The sequence below is a fragment of the Rhodococcus sp. NPDC057297 genome, from assembly GCF_042667435.1.
GTDB lineage: Bacteria > Actinomycetota > Actinomycetes > Mycobacteriales > Mycobacteriaceae > Rhodococcoides.
In genome coordinates this window covers 942544-963528 of the sequence record NZ_JBHUZE010000001.1, presented here as the reverse complement: position 1 = coordinate 963528, position 20985 = coordinate 942544, and the positions used below count along the sequence as shown (strand labels likewise).

General features: G+C 59.8%; 15 protein-coding genes. 9 read left to right on the top strand and 6 right to left on the bottom strand.

The genetic code is table 11. The annotated features are described in order from the left end of the window. The first annotated feature begins 283 nt into the window (after window positions 1-283). Window positions 284-1408 carry a glycosyltransferase gene (locus ACFULT_RS04490; RefSeq protein ID WP_378480750.1) on the top strand — a complete coding sequence of 375 codons (1125 nt, stop codon included), beginning with the start codon at window positions 284-286 and terminating at the stop codon, window positions 1406-1408. Window position 1409: 1 nt separating this feature from the next. On the opposite strand, the gene ACFULT_RS04485 is transcribed toward ACFULT_RS04490, so the two are convergent. From ACFULT_RS04485 to ACFULT_RS04465, 5 genes are read right to left on the bottom strand one after another with little or no spacing between them, the layout of a single operon-like run. Next, window positions 1410-2405: a glycosyltransferase family 2 protein gene (locus ACFULT_RS04485; protein WP_378480749.1), complete on the bottom strand. Its 996-nt coding sequence runs from the start codon at window positions 2403-2405 to the stop codon at window positions 1410-1412. Beyond that, a complete protein-coding gene (locus tag ACFULT_RS04480; protein WP_378480748.1) occupies window positions 2402-4165 on the bottom strand; it encodes a glycosyltransferase in 1764 nt (587 codons plus the stop codon). The genes ACFULT_RS04485 and ACFULT_RS04480 overlap by 4 nt, the downstream gene beginning before the upstream one ends. Then, window positions 4162-5406 (bottom strand): hypothetical protein, encoded by a 1245-nt coding sequence (locus tag ACFULT_RS04475; protein WP_378480747.1) that lies wholly within the window; start codon window positions 5404-5406, stop codon window positions 4162-4164. The genes ACFULT_RS04480 and ACFULT_RS04475 overlap by 4 nt, the downstream gene beginning before the upstream one ends. Next, window positions 5393-6712: a hypothetical protein gene (locus tag ACFULT_RS04470; RefSeq protein WP_378480746.1), complete on the bottom strand. Its 1320-nt coding sequence runs from the start codon at window positions 6710-6712 to the stop codon at window positions 5393-5395. Before ACFULT_RS04470 ends, ACFULT_RS04475 begins: the two co-directional genes overlap by 14 nt. Continuing rightward, window positions 6709-8001, bottom strand: coding sequence for a glycosyltransferase (locus ACFULT_RS04465; protein WP_378480745.1), 1293 nt, complete (start codon window positions 7999-8001; stop codon window positions 6709-6711). Before ACFULT_RS04465 ends, ACFULT_RS04470 begins: the two co-directional genes overlap by 4 nt. A 302-nt stretch (window positions 8002-8303) precedes the next feature. Between ACFULT_RS04465 and ACFULT_RS04460 the strand changes: the two genes are divergently transcribed. The 8 genes from ACFULT_RS04460 to ACFULT_RS04425 all read left to right on the top strand — a co-directional run bounded on the left by ACFULT_RS04460 (window position 8304) and on the right by ACFULT_RS04425 (window position 19629). After that, window positions 8304-10454 carry an acyltransferase family protein gene (locus tag ACFULT_RS04460; protein ID WP_378480744.1) on the top strand — a complete coding sequence of 717 codons (2151 nt, stop codon included), beginning with the start codon at window positions 8304-8306 and terminating at the stop codon, window positions 10452-10454. Further along, on the top strand, window positions 10451-11611 hold the full coding sequence (locus tag ACFULT_RS04455) for a hypothetical protein (RefSeq protein WP_378480743.1): 1161 nt from the start codon (window positions 10451-10453) through the stop codon (window positions 11609-11611). Before ACFULT_RS04460 ends, ACFULT_RS04455 begins: the two co-directional genes overlap by 4 nt. Before the next feature lie 252 nt (window positions 11612-11863). Beyond that, on the top strand, window positions 11864-13270 hold the full coding sequence (locus ACFULT_RS04450; protein WP_378480742.1) for a polysaccharide biosynthesis tyrosine autokinase: 1407 nt from the start codon (window positions 11864-11866) through the stop codon (window positions 13268-13270). 11 nt (window positions 13271-13281) lie between these two features. Beyond that, the gene (locus tag ACFULT_RS04445) at window positions 13282-14658 is read left to right on the top strand and encodes an O-antigen ligase family protein (protein WP_378480741.1); all 1377 of its coding nucleotides are present in this window, start codon (window positions 13282-13284) and stop codon (window positions 14656-14658) included. 31 nt (window positions 14659-14689) lie between these two features. Further along, a complete protein-coding gene (locus ACFULT_RS04440) occupies window positions 14690-15478 on the top strand; it encodes a hypothetical protein (protein WP_378480740.1) in 789 nt (262 codons plus the stop codon). 57 nt (window positions 15479-15535) lie between these two features. Continuing rightward, a complete protein-coding gene (locus ACFULT_RS04435) occupies window positions 15536-16231 on the top strand; it encodes an SGNH/GDSL hydrolase family protein (RefSeq protein WP_378480739.1) in 696 nt (231 codons plus the stop codon). A gap of 512 nt (window positions 16232-16743) precedes the next feature. Beyond that, the gene (locus tag ACFULT_RS04430; RefSeq protein WP_378480738.1) at window positions 16744-17796 is read left to right on the top strand and encodes an acyltransferase family protein; all 1053 of its coding nucleotides are present in this window, start codon (window positions 16744-16746) and stop codon (window positions 17794-17796) included. A gap of 516 nt (window positions 17797-18312) precedes the next feature. Next, window positions 18313-19629: an O-antigen ligase family protein gene (locus tag ACFULT_RS04425; protein ID WP_378480737.1), complete on the top strand. Its 1317-nt coding sequence runs from the start codon at window positions 18313-18315 to the stop codon at window positions 19627-19629. Window positions 19630-19695: 66 nt separating this feature from the next. Here the strand turns inward: ACFULT_RS04425 and ACFULT_RS04420 are convergent, their stop codons facing one another. Further along, window positions 19696-20952: an oligosaccharide flippase family protein gene (locus ACFULT_RS04420; RefSeq protein WP_378480736.1), complete on the bottom strand. Its 1257-nt coding sequence runs from the start codon at window positions 20950-20952 to the stop codon at window positions 19696-19698. Window positions 20953-20985: the final 33 nt, after the last annotated feature.

The following is a 20985-nucleotide window of genomic DNA, read 5'->3' as shown; positions in this document are numbered from 1 at the left end:
TCCATTCGACGCCCAGGGCACGGAACCTTCGAGGAGATGCGCTTGAACGCACCGGATCGGTCACGCAGTACAAAGCATTCGACCGAATACGACACGTTCCCTGTTTATTCGGACATTGTCCCTCACGAGTCCCGTACTGCACACGAAATGCCCTAACCTGCGGGAAGATTCGTAGCTTACGTCCAGCAAATCCAATCGCTGTTGCGTACCATCGGCCGTACAAGCCCACCGGGCCACGTCTGTCTGATAACAACCAAGGCTCATTCGAAGAGTGGGGGCATCTTTGAGTCCGACGGTAGCGATCATCGGTACCCGCGGTTATCCGAGCTTCTACGGTGGATTCGAGACACTCGTGCGCCATCTCGCACCCTACCTTGTTGATCATGGTTGGAATGTCGTTGTCTACGGACGCGAAAGGTCACTCGACCACAACCCGGCTCACAACGATCCTCGGGTGCGCTCGGTGGTGACTCCAGGGGTCGACAGCAAATCAGCGAGCACGCTGACCTACGGTTTCACATCGGTGCTTCATTCCTCGGCCACGAAGCCGGATGTCACCTTGGTGATGAACGTAGCAAACGGGTTCTGGTTACCGTTGCTGAGATTCAGAGGAATTCCTACCCTCGTCAACGTCGACGGCGTGGAGTGGGAACGGGAGAAGTGGGGGCGCCTGGCCAAAGCAATTTTCTTCGTCGGGGGTCGACTCACCGCCAAGTTCGCGACGACCTTGATCTACGATTCGCGCGAGTTGGGTGTTCGCTGGCAGGAGCTGTCCGGTCGCGAGGGGGTGTTCATTCCTTATGGCGGCGATCCCCGCAGCGGGGATGATCCACCAGACGATTTGCCGAAGCGGAAGTACGTGCTCATGGTTGCACGGTTGGTACCGGAGAACAGCATCGGCCAGTTCTTGGAGGCGGTCGAACTCATCGGATCCCGTTGGGATGTAGTGATAGTCGGATCATCCGGGTATGGCGGTGAGATTGAACGACGTGTTGCGAACATCGTCGAGCGGAATCGAAACGTACGCTGGTACGGTCACCTCAGCGACGACGCCAAGCTGTTCTCGCTGTGGGAGAACGCGGGTGCCTACTTCCACGGCCACAGCGTAGGTGGCACCAATCCTGCTCTGGTACAAGCGATGGCGTGCGGCGCACCGATCATCGCTCGCGACACCGTGTACAACCGCGAGGTCCTCGGTGAGACCGCCCTGTTCGTCCGGCCGGACGGTAGAAGCATCGCTGACTGCATCGACAGGATGATCAGCGACGTGGACCTGCAGCAATCACTGAGCGCCAGCGCCGTGGAGCGGGCGAAAGACTTGTATACCTGGGACCGCGTGTGCCGCGATTACGACGACGCCCTTCGTTCTCACCTCGAGGCCGAAAGAATGGCAGACTCTCAGGAATAATTCACGCTGCGATTCTGACGTTCTTCAGTGCTCGCTCAGCAACCGCGCGGGAGTGGTCGAGAAACTGCCTCGCGGACGCTCTGTGCGTCAATGTATTTCGTCGATCCACTCTAGATTGGATCAGAAAGACGCAGGCGCGCAGGCACAGGCCACTGGACACGACGATGCCCCACCACACCCGCTGAGCTCGATTGCGTGCAAGGTCAGCTGCATAGAAATCGTAGAGGTTGATTACCCAGGCCGAGTTGGTGTGTGTCGCTTGTTCACTGTTGCTGCTACCCACGAGATGTTGTGCGGTCGCCGCAGGTTGGACCAGGACTTTACCTCCGGCCTTGCCTACACGCCAACAGAACTCGATGTCCTCGGCGTACATGAACCACCTCTCGGAGAGGCCGTCCATCCGACGCCATGTTTCTGAGTCGACCATCAAGCAGGCACCAGTCACCCAATCAGCCTCGAAGGGTGATGATTCGAGATCTTCGGACGGTAGGTAGTAGTGCCCTCCCAGCCATTCACGTCCCTCGGCAAGCCTCGACAGACCGAAGTAATGGGTGAACATGCGCCACGACGTCGGCATCCTTCCGGCGGACACCACCCTGACCAGTCCGGAGGAATGCTCGATCATCGGCGCCACCACCCCGCCGCGGGTACTCGGTACGGCGTCTCGGAGTACCCCTACGGACACGGAGTCGATCACCGCGTCAGGGTTGAGGAGCATGATGTGGTGACCGCGGGCTGCTGACGCCGCCTTGTTGACCGCCTTGGCGAACCCCAGATTCTCCGCGCCTCGGATGACGCGTACTGTCGGAAAGCATTCCAACACAACAGCTACGGTTTCGTCGCTCGACGCGTTGTCGTAGACGATCACCTCGATGTCGATCGCTGCGCCAGTTTCGATCGCTGTGCCACTGTCGACCACGAGTGCACCGAGACATGCCTCGATGACGTGGGCGCTGTTGTAGGTGACGATCACCGCCGACACGTCAGGCTGTGTCATCCGGGTTTCCTACTCTTGATGAACTTGGCGGGAACACCCCCGTGTATCTCGTATGCCCCGACGTCCTTGGTCACCACCGAGCCGGCGCCGATGATGGCGCCCTCACCTATCGTCACTCCGCGCGTCACGACGCAACCCGCGCCGAGCCAGGTGTCGGCACCGATCACGGTAGGGGCTCGCAGGTAGCCCTGCCTGTTCATCGCGACGGTCGTATCCGCCGATCCATGATCCTCGCTGAAAATGGAGACGTGCGGCCCTATCAACACGTTCTCGCCGATCGTCACCCCGCCTTGACCCCAGATGACGTTGTACATCCCTACCGCGGTGCCCTTTCCGATGCTCACTCCCACACCGGGTTCCGAGATGACTCCCGACCCGTTGATGGACGACCCCCGACCGACGGTGACAGAGTCGCCGAAGATGATGCCGTGTGCGGAGTGCGCGTCGATGGAGACGCCGTCGCCGAAGACGACACCGCTGCCCACCTGAAGTTTGGCCGCGTTCTTCACCCGAACCCCGCGGCCTCGAAAGTGCACGGCGGGCCCTTTCAGGTAGGGCATGCCGAATACCTGCCCGCGGACTGCCTGGACCACTCGGCTCCAGACGAAGCCGAGCAACGTTCCGGCTGCAAGGTCTTCGGGTAAGTGTCGTTGTCGCAGACGCCAATAGATCCTGTCGATGACGCTGTGCAGCATGGATTTTCTCCTCGTTGTCTGGACAGCGGTCCGCATTGTGGTGACGACGGAGGCCCAACTGTCGGGCTCGAAGTGCGGAGCCACCTCGGGTCGTGGTTCGTCGAGTATGCGTCGCATGCGGGCACCGATGGCACTTTGATCCGACGGATCCGCGTAGTCGACGTGCCCCGCGAGCACCTCACGAAAAACCGGAATGTCGCTGACGAGGACAGGTGCGCCGAAGTGCAGTGCCTCCAGGGGTGGCAGACCGTACCCCTCTCCGAGCGAGAGATACACGAACAAGGCTGTGTTGGTGTAGAGCCAGGACAACTGCGACTCGTCCACGAAGCCTGTGTAGACGATGGATCCGTCCGAGACAGCGGCGGATATGACTGGGTCGGCTACGTCACCGGCTCCGTTTCGCTCACCGACCACGACGTACGGGAAGTCCGGGGTCACGATGCCCTCAGCGAGGGCGCTGCGAAGAGCCATCGCGAGGTTCTTGCGCACGTTCAGTCGGCCCACGGACAGCAGGAAGCCCTGTTCCCGCAGCTTCAGATCGACGGGTGCCGACGGGTCTGCCCGCACCAGCGCCTGCGACAGACCCAGTCCGGTGGGCACGACCCCTTTGAGCGCAGGGTTGTGGTGCTCGATCCGGGCGGCTTCGGTTCTCGATGACGTGAACAGCACGTTCGCCAGGCGTGCGTTACGGGGGTAGATGGACAGGTAAGCCAGCTCGAGCCTCGAGAACCATTCGGGATTGGACTGGAACAGAACATCGTGAAGGAAGACGGCCGACGTACCTAACAGAGGGGTGAAGTTCTGGGTCACGACACAGTCGAAACCGCGTCTGAGCGAGAGCTCGACTCCGTTCTTGAGAGGATGCGTCGGCAGTCGCGTGCGGATCCAGCCCAGACCTGCAGCGGTCAACTCGGCTACCTCGTCCGGTGACGGATCACGCGCGAGCGCAATAACCAACTCGTCGTCCTGGAACTCGGAGCCCCATGCCTCCACCAGGTCGTGAATGATCGTGATGCCGGCAGGCGGGCCTTCGAACCAGTGATAGGCGTCGAACAGGATTCTCATGCCTGGCCTTCCTGCAATGCGGATGGTTCCACGGTTCGCCCGACGCGAGGAAGGACGAGCAGCATCCCGGTGGAGATGATGACCCTCACTCCACTCGTCACGACCAAGGCCACGATGAGCCCTCCCGCCCCTCCGAGCGCCACACCGAGTCCCTGGAAGCCGACGTCGGCGAGAACGGATACGAGGCGAGCCCGGTGGATCACCACGGGCGTCATGAAGAATCGGCACCCGAGCAATGCTGCGTCGAACATCTGGGCGGACAGAATGGCAATGCCGACAGGCACGATGTAGGGCACTGCGGCGTTCGGCCCGAGTTCGGCGAACACCGTCGACAGGATTACGCCGCCGACTACGCCGCACACCGCGAGGCCGACTGCGACGACGACGTTCCACTTCATGCACGCGGCGGCGGCGGCTCGCGGACCTACCGCACTGATCCGCGCCACGTGCTTGAAGATCAAGGGCTGAAGACCTTGGATGACGACAAAGGCTGGCGCGAAGACGAGTGCGTACGCGAATCTGATTCCTGCGGTGGCCTCGTCGTCCTGAGCGAGATACAGCAGAAGCGTTGCAATCTGACTTCCCACACCCAGATACAAGGCTTCCGCGGTCATGCGCCACGCGAACGCGATGCGGGATTCGAAGCCGATGTCAGTGGTTTCGTCACCGCAGAACGCTATGCCCACGGTCAGGATCAGAACCAACCCCACACACCACGTCGTGAGCAGGTAGGCAAAGCCTTGATCGAACACGAACGCGAGCGACCCGACTACGCCGAACACGACGTAGATTCCGCTCAACATCGCGGCTCTGACGTACCCGCCCCGAATGATGAGCACCTGCCTCGGCAGGTCGGACACCACCAGCAGAGCGGCCAGCGCGCCCAGCACTGCGGCTTGGCCGATGTCACCGCTGCGGCCGACCCAGCCGAACACGATCAGCCCGGCGACGGTGGCGAACAAGCATGCTCCTCGCCACGCCGACCACCGGTCGATCGACGTCTCCGGTGAAACACCGAATCGCGCCGCCGCGACCATCGCGGAGTTCACACCCCATGCCCGTGATGCGCCGACGGCGATGAATCCGATTGCGGCAGCGACGGACAGGGACGCGAATTGATCGACGGGGAGTGCGATGCCTGCTGCAAGATTGAGTGCGAAGAATCCGAGCGACCACATGCCCTGGTCGATCATGCGCAGCACGAAGACACTCTTCGTCGCCATCACGTCAGCGCGGGTCATGTGCCCACCAGTCTTCGGTGAGAGTGGCACCCATTTCCGCGAACACTCGCTCGAAGAACGAATCGACGTTCACCAGATTCGAATCATCCACCACCGCAAGGCAGATGACATTCTCCGAGCGCTCGGAATAGATGTTGAGACCGAGGCCGTCGTCGAAGACACCGGAACAGTACAGGTGCCGGACTCGTGTGCTGGACCACGGCAGATGTTCGAAGACCGGCGTTCCTTTGACGTGGGAGATCGTGACCTGACGGCCAGGGGTGAAGGGGCCCTTGTTCGATCGGTCCGGAACGAACGGTGGTGGCCGAAAATCACGAACCGCTCCGCGCACGATCGAACCGAGAGGCGCCGCGGAATCCAGTAGGCCTCGTAGTCGATCACTCACGAGTTGGCCGGACCAGCCTTCTTCACGAAGCCTACCGATGCTCAACGCGGGCGCGAAGTTCCCGCTGACGAAGCGCTCGGTTCCGATATAACGCCTGCTGTCGACGGACATGTTGACGGCAAGATCGATAGACGGGTCGACCTCCGCGGCAACCGCACGGATGATCGCGACCGTGATGCCCTCGTTGATGGAGATGCGACGTCCGCCTTCACCCAGTCGGTCCGCGAACTGGCGAGCCTCGCGCGCATCGATCACCTCGCACCTGGTCACACGCCAGGGAACCTCGGGAAGTGGGGCCGGACGGGGGAGGTTCGGCTGATGTTCCTTGAGTGAGGTCAGCGCGTGGCGCAGCATGGACGGCCTGTACAGGCCGGTCCTGAACACGGCCGTGATCAAGGGGAGGAACGCTGCGCGTCTGTCTGTCTCGCGCACGGCGTCGGTACCGGTGATGGCGGCAATGATGTCGCCGATGTACGCGCTGCCTGATATCCCGTCGAACCACACATGCTGCGGCCGGAAGGCGACGTAGCTGTCGGTGAGCGTGATATCCATCGGGAACTCGCATGCTGGCCGAGCGTGCAGTTCGTAGCAGAGGTCACCCATGCTCTTGGCGTCGCTCCGTGAATACACCAGACGGGCGTTCGCCGTCCGGTCTCCTCGGAGGGCCCGGAAACTCGCTGTGCTCCTGTCGATTCGACGCAGAAGCATACGGCCGTTCCGCGAAGTAAGAAATGCCTCCAGCCTTGCATCGGCCGTCTGCGGGTCGGGTAGGTCGAAGGGGCCGTAGATCCGCAGCGATTGCAATTTGACGAAGGACACGTCGCGCGGAGCCATCAGTCTGGTCCGCGGCATCGGAACTCTCGGGACGGTGATCCTGCGGTACCAGGGCGGTGCGGGCACTCCTCCACTCGGATTGCTCATGACACTCCGACCCGACGGGTGGACCGATGCTCGATTCCTTCGCCCCACAGCTGTGCGGCGAGGTCGACGAAACGCGATGTGCTCCAGACCGCCGACTCGCACCGCGGCATCGCGGCAGCGTCCACGACGGCCGCTGCGATTTCTTCGCGGTTCGTACCCGCCCGAGCCGGCAGAGCGATCCCGGAGGTTCCTGCGTACTGCAAGACGGATGCCGCTCCGGTGCCGGCGAAGCACACGACGGGGAGTCCTTGCGACGTTGCTTCGCCCACGACCCCGCTGGCACCTTCTCGTCCGGAGGGGTGCAGGAGCACGCTCATTCCTGCCATCATTGCCAGCACCTCCGAGTGTTCGATACCGCCGTGGAATACCACGCGGTCCAGTACGCCCGTCCGCTCGCACTGGGCACGCAGGGCAGCAGCATGTGGGGTGCTCGTCTGTCCGACGATGTGCAGGGTCGCTGATGCAAGCGCCGGCGCGAGAAGGGCGTCGATTGCTATGTCGATCCGCTTACGCGCAATGAGGTGTCCCACGCACAGAATGTCCAGGCCCGCTCGATGGTCGACGCTCCGGCTCGATTCGGCAGAGCGCGGAACCACGACATTCGGGAAGATGCGCGTCGGAGTTCCTATCGATCCGAGCACGTCGACGACCGCCTCGTTCTGAGCCAACACCAGGTCACACCCACTCGCTGTGCGCCGTGCCGGCAATGCGATCAGAAGGTCCCGAAGCGCCTGCATACAGAATTGCCGCAGCGACGTCGCGGTCCGTGGACGGATGCGGAACACTGCGGCCACTCCTCCAGCACCGATCGGACCCCAGACCTTGAACACGTCTGCGGGTAGTCGGGTTATCGGTGTGGACAACAGTTCGGTAGCGAAGACGACGTGGTGCGTATAGACAACGTTGTAGCGCCGTGCCAGTGACGGCATGCGGCGGCCGGCGAGGTTCACCCAGATCTCGTGTTCGATGCGGGTGAAGCGGGGTTCGTGCCAGCGGAAGAACGACGGCGCTCGGGGAATGTCGATGGCGACGACCTCGAGTCGGCTGGCGAATCGGGCCGGAACCTGGCCGCGGCAGGCGATCTCGGACCGACGGTTGGTGAGCAGGACGACGACCGCGTCGACGGCTTGCGCGTGTTCGAGCGTTGCCAGTAGGAATTGCCATCCGATGCCTGGTTCGCTCGGCATCGTCGGGTGCACGACGAAGGCGGACACGACCACCGCGTTGCGACCCGCCACCAGTCCCCCCTCGTCGATCCGGAAGACGAACAACAATTGCCGCCGATCCATACCGTAACTGCGAAGGGCACAAACGTCACCTCGATAGGAGTTCGCGTGGGATCGGAAATCTCCTGCGTGTCAATGGAAGCGACGATTAGGAGGTTCGACGCTCACGTTTCCATCCTTCCGACCGTTATTTGTTGCCTTCTCCCGATGAACAGTCGATTTATTCCAGAAGCAGCCGCGCGCATGGAATTTCGAGCTGCTAACAAGTCTCACGACTGGCAGGAATTGCAGGCGCATTGGGGTTAGAGTTCAGCGAATACCGTCCGGTCAGGTCAGAGACCGCCCGATTACCCACGAGGAACCGAATGACACTGCTTGCAGGGCGCGGGGGTCCGGAAGCAGGGACGACTCGAAGTCCAGACGTTCACACCGGGAGCCCTTTCGGATACCGTGCCGATATTCAGGGACTGCGCATGATTGCCGTTGTCCTGGTGGTCCTCGATCACCTTTTCGGCTGGCCCCATGGGGGTTTCATCGGTGTCGACGTGTTCTTCGTCATTTCGGGTTTCCTCATCACCGGCCTCCTGCTTCGCGAGGGAAACCGCAGCGGTCGGGTATCGATCTCCAACTTCTATCGTCGTCGAGCCCGCCGCATTCTTCCCGTGTCGTTGCTCGTACTCGGCACCACGGTCACCGCCTCGTACGTGCTGCTCCTGACCAGCCGTTTCGAAGACGTCGTCGGGGACGCCTGGTGGTCGCTCTTCTTTATGGTCAACTGGCATTTCGAAGCGGTCGGAACCGATTACTTCCAGTCCGCTCTGCCCCCGTCGCCACTGCAACATTATTGGTCGCTGGCGGTGGAGGAGCAGTTCTACCTTGTCTGGCCGCTCCTGATCGGCGCATTGTTGATGGCGACCAAACGTATTGTCCCGAGGGTGTCACTGGCAGTCCTGACGTGCGCATTCGCTGCGGCCATCGTTGCGTGTTCGTTCGCGTTGGCGTACCGCCAGAGCATCAGCGCACCGACTGTCGCATACTTCTCCACATTCACCAGGGCATGGGAACTCGGCGCAGGCGCTCTCGTCGCTGCCGGAGCATCGCTTCTCACCCGACTCCCCGGCATCATTCGAAATGCCATGGGCGCACTCGGAATTGTCGGAATTGTCGCATCCGCCTTCGCTATCGATCCCGCGTCTACGTTTCCTGCACCGACGGGTGCGCTGCCGATCGTATCGACGTGTCTGGTCTTGGCCGCGGGCATCGGCGTCAGTTCGGTCCGCTCGAATTGGATCTTGACGCTCCGACCCTTCGTGTACGTCGGGGCAATCTCTTATTCGCTGTACCTCTGGCACTGGCCCGTGATCGTCCTTCTCGAGTCGGTTCTGGCGCCGGGACTCGTGTACTACGTAACGGCCATTTCCTTGATGACCGTGCTGACGGTCGCCTCCTACCACCTCGTGGAGAAGCCGATACTGGGTTCGTCCTTCCTCGCGCCTGTCCGGCACGGCAGGGGCCGTAGGCGGAGCGCAGGCTCTCGCTCGAACCACGATGCACATGTGGTGGTTGTCGGTGCCCTGGGGGTTGTCCTCGTCTTGTTGTCCATTGCCGTCTTCAACCAGCCCACTCGAGTGCTATCGAGCGACGCAGCACCCCCGGTCCTAGCACCCGTCGCCGCGTCCGACGCTCGGGCCGAGGACCCGCTTCAGGTGGCAATCAAAGATGCCCTGTCCGCAACGGAGTTCCCATCGTTGAGTCCGCCGTTGGACGACATCGAGAGCGGCATTCCCGAGGAGATGAATCCGGACATGAAGTGTATCGACTCACCGGACATCAGCTTGGACCTGTGCAACTTCGGAGATCCTGCTGCGCCTCGGTCCGCGTTCGTGGTGGGAGACTCGGTCTCGATGTCGTGGATGCCCGCGATTCGCGGTGCGTTGGAACCCAACGGCTACCGCGTGCACGGTTTTGCAATGGCGAACTGCCCGTTCGTCGCTGCGGACATTCTCATCGAGGAAGATCCCGAGTACTCGCAGAGGTGCAACGACAGCCGCGACACCGTCGTAGAGCAGATAAACACTGCCAGGCCAACTCTGTTGATCATCTCGGACATGGAGTACGGCATCGAGCGACTGGTCGACGAACCAGGATCACCCCAGGCTTGGATGAAGGCACGGACAGGTCTGATCGATCAGGTGGCGGAAAGCGGCGCCCGCATCGTGATCCTTGCCCCGGATCCGTTTGGCAAGGCCGTCACCGAATGTGCGACGCGAGTGTCATCGCCGTCGGACTGCGTCAGCCCGATTTCACCCAACTGGACGACCAAACGAAACGCCGACGAAGCCGCAGCCAAGGCCACCGGAGCAACTTTCGTCGACACGAGGCCGTGGTTCTGCTTCCGATCGTCGTGTCCGATTTTCGTGTCCGGCATCGTCGTACGTTGGGACACAGGCCATATCACGTCCAACTACGGGCGGTACTTGATCCCGCGCATGACCGAAGTACTGCTCCCGTCATGATCACCCGCGCGCTGCCGGCAACCGTGGTCGCGACGGCCGTACTGGTGGCTGCGTTCCTGTTGATCCCGGCTCGCCATGCCGGCGCGTTGGATCCGTGGTTCGGAGTGGACAGCTCGGATGCGCTGCGGTACATCACGATGGCGAACGGTGGCGAGGTCGAGTACCCGTGGGGTGGGCGATGGTCGATACCGTGGATTGCCTCCCTGTTCGGAGATTCGGCGACGACGGCACTCAGGGTGCTCAACTACGTGTTCGCTTTCGCAGCAACGACTCTGATCACCTACAGCGCAGCCAAGCTGTCCGGCTCGTACCGCGCGGTGGCTGCAGCGTGGTTGTTCACTGCGACCGGCGCCGCCTACACCCTGCTTTTTCAGAACCCGTATCTCTTGGACTCGGCTGGATTGCTCGTCATTGCGCTGATCGGTTTCTGCTACCTCCGGCACCGAGACCTGCCCATGCTTGCCCTGATCCTCATCGGCGTCACGGTGAAGGAGGTAGTGATCGGCTTTCTAGTGCTTCTCCTCTTTCGGCGTCAGTGGGCCTTGTTCTCGATCGGCGCCGTGGCGTCGTGCGCACTCCTCGCGTACGGGATCCACAGTTCACCGTCCGGGTCGGCCCTGTTCCCCGAACTAGGGTTCGGCATCGTCGTCAAAGGTTGGTTCGGCTTCGGCGCCGGATGGGTGCTGATCCTGGCAGGTATCAGCTCTCTCGGCCTGTACATTGCTCGGTCGTCGCACAATGCGAAAGCAGTCAAGGAACTACGCTCGAGTGGGACAGCTCAGTACTTCGCGACGGTTGTCGCGATCACGCTCGCCTCGTTGCCGTTGGCGACGGATACTTCTCGACTGCTGGTGTTCGCTCTGCCCGCCACACTCCCGATCACTGCCGTGGTGCTGTCAAAATGCACCCGTCGCACGCTGCTGATTGCCTGCGGGCTCGCTGCACCGGCCGTGTTCGTGGTTCTTCCGACTCGTGTGTCCTTCGCCCTCAAGCCTGAAGTGCTGACACAACTCGAGGAGTGGTACGCCGCCAACATCGCTGCCATCTTCGTCGCGACCGTTCTGTCGACCATCGGCGCGTGCATTGCCGCGCGCCCGTTTCTCGCTCGGTCACCGAGCCGAGTCGACGCGCTGAGCGATTTCGGAGTGGCACAATGACCGAAACCGATCGCTTATCCGGTTTGCATCGACGCAATTCGTCGAATGTATTGAACACCCGTGAAATTGTCGTCACAAACCATTGTTCTGCAGAGGACGATATTCGCTTGTGTAGAAGTTTCCGTTGTGCCGCCAGTACATTGATCAAGCAGTCTCGGACACGTACGGCGGCGGCGTGTACATTACGCGGGCCGTCAGCTCTTTCGTTTCGGTCACCGTCGAGCGTGATCGCAGAAGATGAGGAGACAGCCAGTGGGCGTTCGTGAGTATGCGCTGGCCCTACGATCCCGGTGGTTGACGATCGTGGCGACCACGCTCGTCGGCGCTATCGCGGCCCTTCTGTATTCGCTGCTGGCCACGCCCGTGTACCAGGCCTCGACTCGCTTCTTCGTATCCACAGCTGCGATATCGGCAAGCGATGTCTATCAGAGCAACCTCGCATCACAACAGCGTGTTGTCTCCTATACCGATCTGCTGTCCGGACGCGCCCTTTCGGAGCGCGTGATCGAACAGCTCGGCCTCGGGGTCAGTCCGAACGAACTGTCGGCGCAGATACTGGCGACGTCCAAGCCGAACTCGGTGCTGCTGGATGCCGCTGTCAACGACACGTCACCCGAGCGCGCCCGTGACATCGCAAATTCCATCGGCGCACAGTTCCCTACGCTGGTGAGCGAACTCGAAACTCCATCGGACGGAGGCACTGCCAGCGCGACGGTCGCGGTCGCCGAACAGGCCGAGCTGCCGACGCAGCCGATCTCACCGAAGAAGGTGCGCAACGTCGCGCTCGGGATCACTGTCGGTTTTCTCCTCGGCGTCATCGGCGCGCTGATCCGCGACCGTTTCGACAACACCGTCAAGGACGCCGCCGTTCTGCAGGAGCTGACAGACAGCGTCCTGGTCGGCAACGTTCCGTACGACAAGCAGGTCAAGGACAATGCTCCGATCGACTTCGGCACGTCCACTGCGCCCGTCGCAGAGGCCTACCGGGAACTGAGGATCAATCTCAAGTTCCTCGCCGTCGACAACCCCCCGCGGATGCTTCTCATCACCAGTGCTATTCCGGGAGAGGGGAAATCGACCACGGCGGTGAATCTGGCATTGTCGCTTGCCGAGATGGGCAATCGCGTCGTCATAGTCGACGCCGATCTTCGGCGTCCACGGATTGCCGATTATCTCGGCATCGTGCCCGCGGTCGGCGTCAGCTCGGTCATCTCCCACGACGCCAAGGTCGACGAGGTCGTTCAGGCGTCGGGATACGAGAACGTGTGGGCCGTCGCAGCAGGGCCACCGCCGCCGAATCCCAGTGAATTGTTGGGTAGTTCAGCTGCGCAGTCACTGCTGAAAGACCTGCAGCGGGCATTCGACTATGTCGTCGTGGATTCCCCGCCGGTGCTACCGGTCACCGATGCCACCGTGCTTGCAACGCAGTGTGATGGCGCGATACTCGTGACGCGCTACGGGCACACGACCAAGGATGAAGTCTCCCGTGCCGCCGCGACTCTGGAGACCGTCGGCGCAGCGTTGCTCGGGGTCGTGATGACGGTGATACCGACGTCGAGCCGTCCGGGCTCGCGGTACGGATACGACGCGCCGCAACCGGCACAGCCGCCCAAGGATGCGCCCGTCCCGACCGCCGCCGCGCGCAAGCCTCTTCGTTGACCCGCCGCCCCATGGCTCTGCGCTGGAGATCCTTGCCCGTCGAAGGGTCATTGCGGGAACTGTTTGCGTTCGTAGCGATCGCCTTCGTCGTCACCTACGCGACTTTGGCCGAGACGATGCTGGTCACTGCCGTCGCATCCATCATCGTGGTCTGCGTCGCCGTCGCGGTGTCGCTGTCCGATATCCGATGGGCATGGGCCCTGTACTTCTTGGCGATCTGCTCCAGCGGCGTTCAAACCACGGTTTCGGGCCTGACAGTGCGGCCAGAGTACTTCGCAGCACCGATTTTCGTTGTCGCTCTGTACGCCCACTCGCGACGCGACGGCACCTCGGCGGCTCGCCGTCCGGTGCACGGGGGCGTGTACATAGGCGCGGCGGGCCTGGTGGCAACAGGTCTCTTGTCGAGTCTGCTGGTTGCCCCCGAGGCCGGCGCGAGCTTGCGGATGGGCGTGCAGTTGATCGTTGCGCTACTGGCCATGATTCCACTGGCATCGGTGAACATCGATATCAGGACGACGATCTTGTGGGGCTCCGTCATTCTCTGCACGATCTCCGTCGCGAGCATCCTGTACTTCCTCGTCGATCCCTCACGCCGGGTCAGCGGACTGGCTTTCGAATACAACATCATGGGCAGTCTGTGTGTCGGCTGGATCGGAGTGCTGTACTACTTTGCAGACGACGCCAAGGTGGTCACACGGCAAGTCTTTGCGATGTCCGTCCCGATCGTGATCGCGCTGATCCTCACCTCGACCCGTGCTGCCTGGGTTGCCCTGGGATTCATCCTGCTTTTCTGGGCTGCGCGCAACGTGACGAAACAGCCTGTCACAGTAATCAGTTCATTGCTCGCGGCTGCGCTTGCTGCCTTCTACCTGCAGGAAATCTACTACTCGGTCGGCGACCAGGACACGTTCCTGTGGCGAGTGGTCCATGTCGTGGACATTCAGACAGGAACCGGCGCTTACCGGGTGCAGCTGTGGAACGACGCGCTCACTCAGATTGCGACACGAGATTGGGGCGTGCTGTTCGGAACCGGATTGAACTCGTTCCCCCAGTTCAATCCGGTAGATCCCACCTTTGTCGCTGCGGCGTACCTGAGCTCGATGTGGCTGGCCGTTCTCTACGACGTCGGAATCGTTGGCACCATCTTCTTCCTGACCCTCGCCACCAGCCTGTTCCTGGCAGTGAAGAACAGGTGGCGGGCAGTTCCTCTCTTCGTCGCACTTGCCGTCTGCACGTCGGTCACCAACATCATCTGGTTCGCATTTCCCTGGACTCTCATAGCGCTCGTCGTCAATGCATCTCTCGTGGGGACAACTGTGCCTCTGCGAAAGCCGAAGCGATCTGCTCGCGGTGCTCACCGTCGCCGGCACAGGCTGGTCCCGTCGTGAACACGTGCTCCCTTGCAAGGAGGTCTCCACAGTGACCCGGAATGTTCGTTGGGCGGCAGCATGCGTCGCCCTCCTTGCTGCCGCCGCGATACCGGGATGCAGCACTGCGTCCGACGATTATCAGTCGACGACGGCAGCGACTTCTACCGCTGAACCGACGCAAACCTTCGCCTCGCGTCTCGCCGCAACCGACGCCCCGCTCGATATCTATCTCGTGGGAGACGGTACGGGCGCGTCGCTGGGCGGCTGGGTCTACCTGACGATTCAGTCCCTCGCGCAGACGTCGGGGCGTCCCGCCGATATCCGCGAATGGGACGTACTGGCGGGCGAGGGATACATCGAACCCGCTATTCATGTGGCCGACGGCGCCGGGCAGCCCATCACGTTGTGGAACGCCTCGGTCTCCCGCAACATCGACTTCATCAACGACGTGCTGCCCCAGATGCGACCACCTGCCGAGATCGACCTGGTGCTGGTGAACAACGGACTCGACATCGGACCGGCCATGCTCGCCCAGGAGTCGATACCTCTGATGCGTGTCCTCCGAGACCAGAATCCGGGGGCATCTGTCGTCTCGATCCTGCAGCCCGCACCAGGTCAGCCCGAAGCTCAGAGCGATCAGCAACGCGCCAACACCCGGGACCTGGAGATATCGAGCCGGAAGAACGAGTTTCAGACCATCGACGTGGCGACGGCCCTGAGCGAAGCACCCGACTTGTACGACGGCGTGGACCGCTATGCGAACACGGAAGGCCAGCGCATCTGGGCATCGGTGGTCGCCGACAGCCTGACTTCCGACATCACGGTGCCAAGCCAATAGCGTCGCGCGAACCGGGGGGATATGAACAGCAGCGGAGATCTTCCGAAGCGCCGGACCATGCGACGACCCAGCGTCGTCGCCCTCGTGGTGGCGTCGGTGCTCGTCTTGGTCGTCAGCGGCATCGCCGGCTGGTCGATCGGTTCGATGTCCGAACCTCCGGCTCAGGACCGTGGCACGTCTGCCGGGGTACCGGACGTCCCCACGTCCGTGCCCGTGGTGGCGTTCATCGGCGATTCATACAGTCAGGGAATCGGTGCATCCTCGGCCGGCACGCGATGGACGACGTTGGCGTCGGCGGCCCTGGGATGGTCGGAAATGAACCTTGCCGTCGGTGGCACCGGTTACACGACCTCTTATCTAGGACAACCGACGGATTACGCGACCAAGGTCGAGTCGGTCCGCGCGGCACAACCCGACATCATCGTGGTCTCTGGGGGTAGGAACGATTACCTCACCAGCAGCCCGCCCGAGATCGGCACGGCAGCCGCAGCGCTGTACGGGCAATTGCGCTCGGCACTCCCAGATGCCGAGCTTGTAGTGGTCAGCCCGATCTGGGAGGCGACGGACATTCCAGTGGAGTTCACCGAAATCATCGACAGCATCCGGCGAGCAGCCGAGGGTGCGTCGGTGAAATACCTGAACATCGGTGAACCGCTGTCCGGTCACCCGGACTTCATGGTGGCCGACGGCTTGCACCCCAACGACTCGGGCCACCACAAGATCGCAGAGCAGGTAGTCGCCGTCGTGGGCTGAGCTCATCGGGTGATTCGGATCTCGTTCGGACCCGGAAAGCGACTCCGATCTTGATTAATCCGATTTTTCCGACCACTCTAATCGCCATGTGGCTGATGAAGCAGCTCGCAAGACTGGTTTTGATGAACCAACTACGGCGAGCAGAAAAACGCGAATGTGTATGCATGGCTTGCTGTTACTGTAGGTAGGCTAACGAAAACATAGTCCTACCAATATGCACCCACAGACTGGTCGCTCACTCTAGAGAAGCCCGAATATGCACGGGGACCACGCGCATGGGTTCTGCCTGAGCGTGTTGCGCGTACAAGTTGTCTGGCGCCTAGAGTGCAGCAGCATGTAGATTGTCTTATGCACGGTGACGGTCATCCGAGCGACGTAGCAAGTCGGCAAAACACCGGTCTGTACGGCAAACTCTCTGCTATGAATCAGGCCGACCTGAAGTTTGCTCTCTTCGCGGGTGCGCTCGCATCCATTCTCCTCGCAGTCCTCGTCATGACCGGCGAATTCGACCTATGACCGACTTTCCGCGAACTCAGGCCCGGCGCAGCGCACCTAAAGACACTGCAATCGAGTCACTTCGTGGCCTTGCCGTGGTGCTCATGGTTGCCGGCCATGTCATCGGTTCCGGCGCGAACAGAGGAATGCAAGTCGCCGACGACTCAGTCTGGCGCCTCTTCTACCTGGGATTAGCCGACATACGCATGCCATTGTTCACCGTACTGTCAGGACTCGTTTACGGTCTGCGCCCGATTACTCGGCGAGGCGACTACAGCGGGCTAGTACGAGGAAAGATCCGTCGCCTCATTGTTCCTCTCCTCACAGTTGGCGCCCTGCTCGTTGTGCTGCAGATGGCTGTCCCCGCAGCAAACTCCGAACGTGCCCCGTCGGAGGCCTGGAAGGTCTGGGTGTACGGCGAAGAGCACCTGTGGTTTCTCGAAGCGGTGTTCCTGATCTTTCTGACTGTCGCCGCACTGGACTACTTCGCCGTCCTATCCACACGCTACGGTTGGGCCGCTTGCACCGCCTGTGCACTACTAGCTTTCGTTGTCGTCCGGCTGCCCGACTCTCTCGACTTCTTCTCGATCAATGGATACATCCGCCTGCTACCATTTTTCCTGATCGGCTACGGCATGCAGCGATTTGGACTGTTCACAGTTACCCGCTGGAAGGCTGTGGCCGCCGTCGGGCTGTTCGCCGCCGTATACGCCCTGCGTTTGACGACAATTCTTGGTAGTTGGGAGCTGCCCGAATTGGTTCAACGTGTGGCCAGTCTCGCCGTGGGGGTCCTCGGCGTCACATTGATCTATTCAGCACGTCGTGTGATCGAACAGCGACCGTTGGCGTGGCTCGGCGCATTCTCGTTTGGGATCTACCTCCTGCACGTCTTCGGAGCTGCCGCCACGCGTATCGCGCTCGGACAGGCAGGCGTTCAACAGGATGTGATCATCTTCGTCGTGTGCCTCGGCGCAGGCGTTGGCCTACCCGTGATCTTCCAGAAAATCTTCGGTGCATGGAACCCAGTACGCGTGTTGGTGCTCGGAGAGAAACCTCTTAGGGACCAGTGACATCCAAAATAAGCCAATAGGATCTCAGTCGGTGCGAACTGGTCAAAATCAAAACGCGTCCTGCTATACCCCTCGAAGCACCGGACCGAAACAAACCGCACGGGTATACTTATCCGCCTCTACTGGACCTTGCCTCGACTACTAAATGCGATGTAAATACGTCACCCCATCCCGCACATTCGACGATCCGCCTGATCAGGGCCACACTCGACCACCAGACCGCTGCATACCCCCCCAAAAAAAACCTCAGTCAGTTCCGTCTGTTAGAAGTAACCCGCACCGAACCCGATTTCATCAACCTTGCAAGTTTCAATGACAGAGAAACCCATGCTACACAGTCTTGGGCCCCTTATAACGACCTGGCTCGTGCTGGCACCGGCCGCGCCACCCAGCCAGGCACTAAGGCGCAGGTGCGAAACAAGGCCAACTTCGTCATACTTGGAAACAGATTGCTGCCGACGCTTTATGACCCCTGCACGTGCAGCCTCACCGCGATCGAGAGTCGAGAATCAAAGCATGGCTGTAACGCAACAGCGACAGGCCGATACAGAACCCCACGACGGCCTAAAGTTCGTCCGGCTGTGCTTCTACCACGTCTACATTGCTTGCACACTCGGATTAAGCACGGTGTTGTTGATACCGAGGTCACAATCCGGAGCGGTCGCAGGGGGAGGCGCCATATTCCAAGCAAGCTGGGTTTTCCTTCTCGGCCTTACCGTCGTCACACTGCTAACAATCCGCCAGCACTTCGGCCCGAACTTTTTCTTCGCATTCATGGTGTGCGCCTACGTAACATCATCGGCAATCTGGTCAGTCAATCCGTCGTCAACTTTGACCTATGGCGCACTGTTCGCAGGAAACATACTTGTTGCATATTCTATCACCACCGAATACAGCATTGACCAGATAATCCGCTACATATCGCGAATCATTTTAGTGCTGACAGTACTCGGGCTGGCCGCATACGCGGCAAGACTATCCTTTACCTTCTACTTCGACCACCAATCACGGGCAAATCTACTCGGAATCCAGCCTCTCCGTGGACTATTCCCGCACAAAATCACAGGCGGACTCTACGCCGTAATGGGCGCAATACTCGCATTGAAGCTCTATCGAGGCCCCCTGCGTCTAGCGGCAGTTTCCCTCTATGCATTATTCGTAGTACTTTCCGGGTCCGCATCTGCACTAATACTGGGATGCACCGCCACGCTAATATATTTCGTGGTTAATTTCGCAGTGCGGCGAAAAATTCGAAGCGGTATGTTCGCGCTGCTATTTGGCACCGCGGCATGCGTCACGTCCATCACCGTATACTTAAATCAATCTTCGATTCTTGATTTATTGGGCCGCGACAGCACCTTAACTGGTCGAACGTCACTTTGGCAATACGGCTTAGATGAGTGGCAGAAGCACCCTATTCTAGGGTGGGGTTTTAACGGATACTTTAGTTCAGACTACGCACAATACCTGCGGCACATCAGCGCGTTCCAAAACTACAACGTCCCGCACTTCCACCAATCGTACATTCAAACCATGGTCGACCTGGGGCTAGTCGGACTTATTTTGTTAGTGGTAATGCTGTCGTACATTCTTTACTTCAGTTACAAATGGGCATTACAAGACACTTCAGGTGCCGGCTGCGCGACATTCACATTAGCCTCATCAATTGCAGTAGCAGGATTTGCCATTTTTGTCGTATTCGAGTACAACCACTTTGCAACTGTCATCCTATTCATCATGTACTTTGGCCTGCGACGCAGATTCGCAAAACAACCAAACAATTCATCTGCGACGCGCATGCTTACCGCGAATCAACCAAAAATGAGAACTTAGGATCATCACCGGATTTCGAATACATACAATCCTTCGGATTCACTTAGAAGCGAATTAAAATTCTAATCATTTAACAATGGAAAATGGCCACAAGAAGTCACGAACCGAGGTTTTGTAGACCTTCCGACACTTGGCAATGTACATCGCTAAGAGTAAATACTGACCTACGATCAGCCCGACACAGCCTCCTACCGGACCAACAATCGGAACCAAAACGACTGCCACTATGCAGTTAACTATCAGACCTGCGACCACAAGTGCAGATCCGAACGACGCGCGTCCCATTCCGGCTAGGCTGGGGTAAATAACCTTACATGCCGCAGTTGCTGGCATTGAGATGGCTAATACCTGTAGCAACAGAACCGCTTCTGAATATTGACTGCCCACTACCACCCGAAGCAAAAACGGGGCAAATAGCGCGAGCGATATCGACGCCAGCACGAACAACCAAAAAAGAGTAGCAGCTACGTGCGCAGTCTCCACTATTGTAGTCTTCTGGTTCAAACCATTTCGTGCGGAATTTGAGAAAAGCACCATTCCCAACGCGGAGGCGATCTCAAGAAATATTTCACTTACACGGATAGCTGCAAAGTACTGCCCTGCAGCATCGGATCCGTCGAAGTACTCGATTACAAACATCGAGATACGATATGACAGCATGATTGCGAAGAGATTGAACGCAAATACTATTCCATACCTAAGCATCTTAAGAGATCGACCAACTTGGAATCTCAATCTTGATTGACGGCTGAACGCCAATAGAAAGAGCACCGGAAAAGCCACCACACCTGCTACCGACTGTATCCAGAGGGTAGCTTCGAAGGTAACTGCGGAAAAAATGAATAATAGCAAAACTGAGACCGACACCAAAAGATGGGGCGCGGCTTCACTAAAGGTAAACGAACGAATCCGCCCCGTTCCGAGAAAGACTCCCTGCAAGAGATTCAAACTAAGCGCCGATAGTACACCAACCGCGATAACTCCGATACCTAAAACGACACTAAACCCCGGTAATCGGTTTGCATACAATAGGCTAATAATTGCTGCGGACGGCAATGCCAGGATGGGCAGAACGCACAACGTCAGACCAAGCACCTCGCCTACGCTGATCTTCCCGCGGGCAATCTCATACGCAAACGATTGGCGAAGCCCAAGGCTACCCAGGGCGCCGACTAGTGCAAAAGCGGATGTTAGAATCCCAAACCACCCAAACTCAGATGGCGACAACGACCGGACCAGAATTATCAGGGAAAGAAATTGAACAGCACGAATAAGCGTTCGACCGCTGAGAACGGTTAAGGCCTGACCTAGTATTTTCTTCATGATCTGTAAACGGGTTCATTCAAAATGGAATCA

Excerpts from the sequence above, each read along its gene's own strand:
- ACFULT_RS04480 (WP_378480748.1), bottom strand. The coding sequence starts at position 4,165 with ATGAGAATCCTGTTCGACGCCTATCACTGGTTCGAAGGCCCGCCTGCC.
- ACFULT_RS04435 (WP_378480739.1), top strand. The coding sequence starts at position 15,536 with ATGCGACGACCCAGCGTCGTCGCCCTCGTGGTGGCGTCGGTGCTCGTC.
- ACFULT_RS04460 (WP_378480744.1), top strand. The coding sequence starts at position 8,304 with ATGACACTGCTTGCAGGGCGCGGGGGTCCGGAAGCAGGGACGACTCGA.
- ACFULT_RS04455 (WP_378480743.1), top strand. The coding sequence starts at position 10,451 with ATGATCACCCGCGCGCTGCCGGCAACCGTGGTCGCGACGGCCGTACTG.
- ACFULT_RS04425 (WP_378480737.1), top strand. The coding sequence starts at position 18,313 with ATGGCTGTAACGCAACAGCGACAGGCCGATACAGAACCCCACGACGGC.
- ACFULT_RS04465 (WP_378480745.1), bottom strand. The coding sequence starts at position 8,001 with ATGGATCGGCGGCAATTGTTGTTCGTCTTCCGGATCGACGAGGGGGGA.
- ACFULT_RS04420 (WP_378480736.1), bottom strand. The coding sequence starts at position 20,952 with ATGAAGAAAATACTAGGTCAGGCCTTAACCGTTCTCAGCGGTCGAACG.
- ACFULT_RS04445 (WP_378480741.1), top strand. The coding sequence starts at position 13,282 with ATGGCTCTGCGCTGGAGATCCTTGCCCGTCGAAGGGTCATTGCGGGAA.
- ACFULT_RS04485 (WP_378480749.1), bottom strand. The coding sequence starts at position 2,405 with ATGACACAGCCTGACGTGTCGGCGGTGATCGTCACCTACAACAGCGCC.
- ACFULT_RS04475 (WP_378480747.1), bottom strand. The coding sequence starts at position 5,406 with ATGACCCGCGCTGACGTGATGGCGACGAAGAGTGTCTTCGTGCTGCGC.
- ACFULT_RS04430 (WP_378480738.1), top strand. The coding sequence starts at position 16,744 with ATGACCGACTTTCCGCGAACTCAGGCCCGGCGCAGCGCACCTAAAGAC.
- ACFULT_RS04470 (WP_378480746.1), bottom strand. The coding sequence starts at position 6,712 with ATGAGCAATCCGAGTGGAGGAGTGCCCGCACCGCCCTGGTACCGCAGG.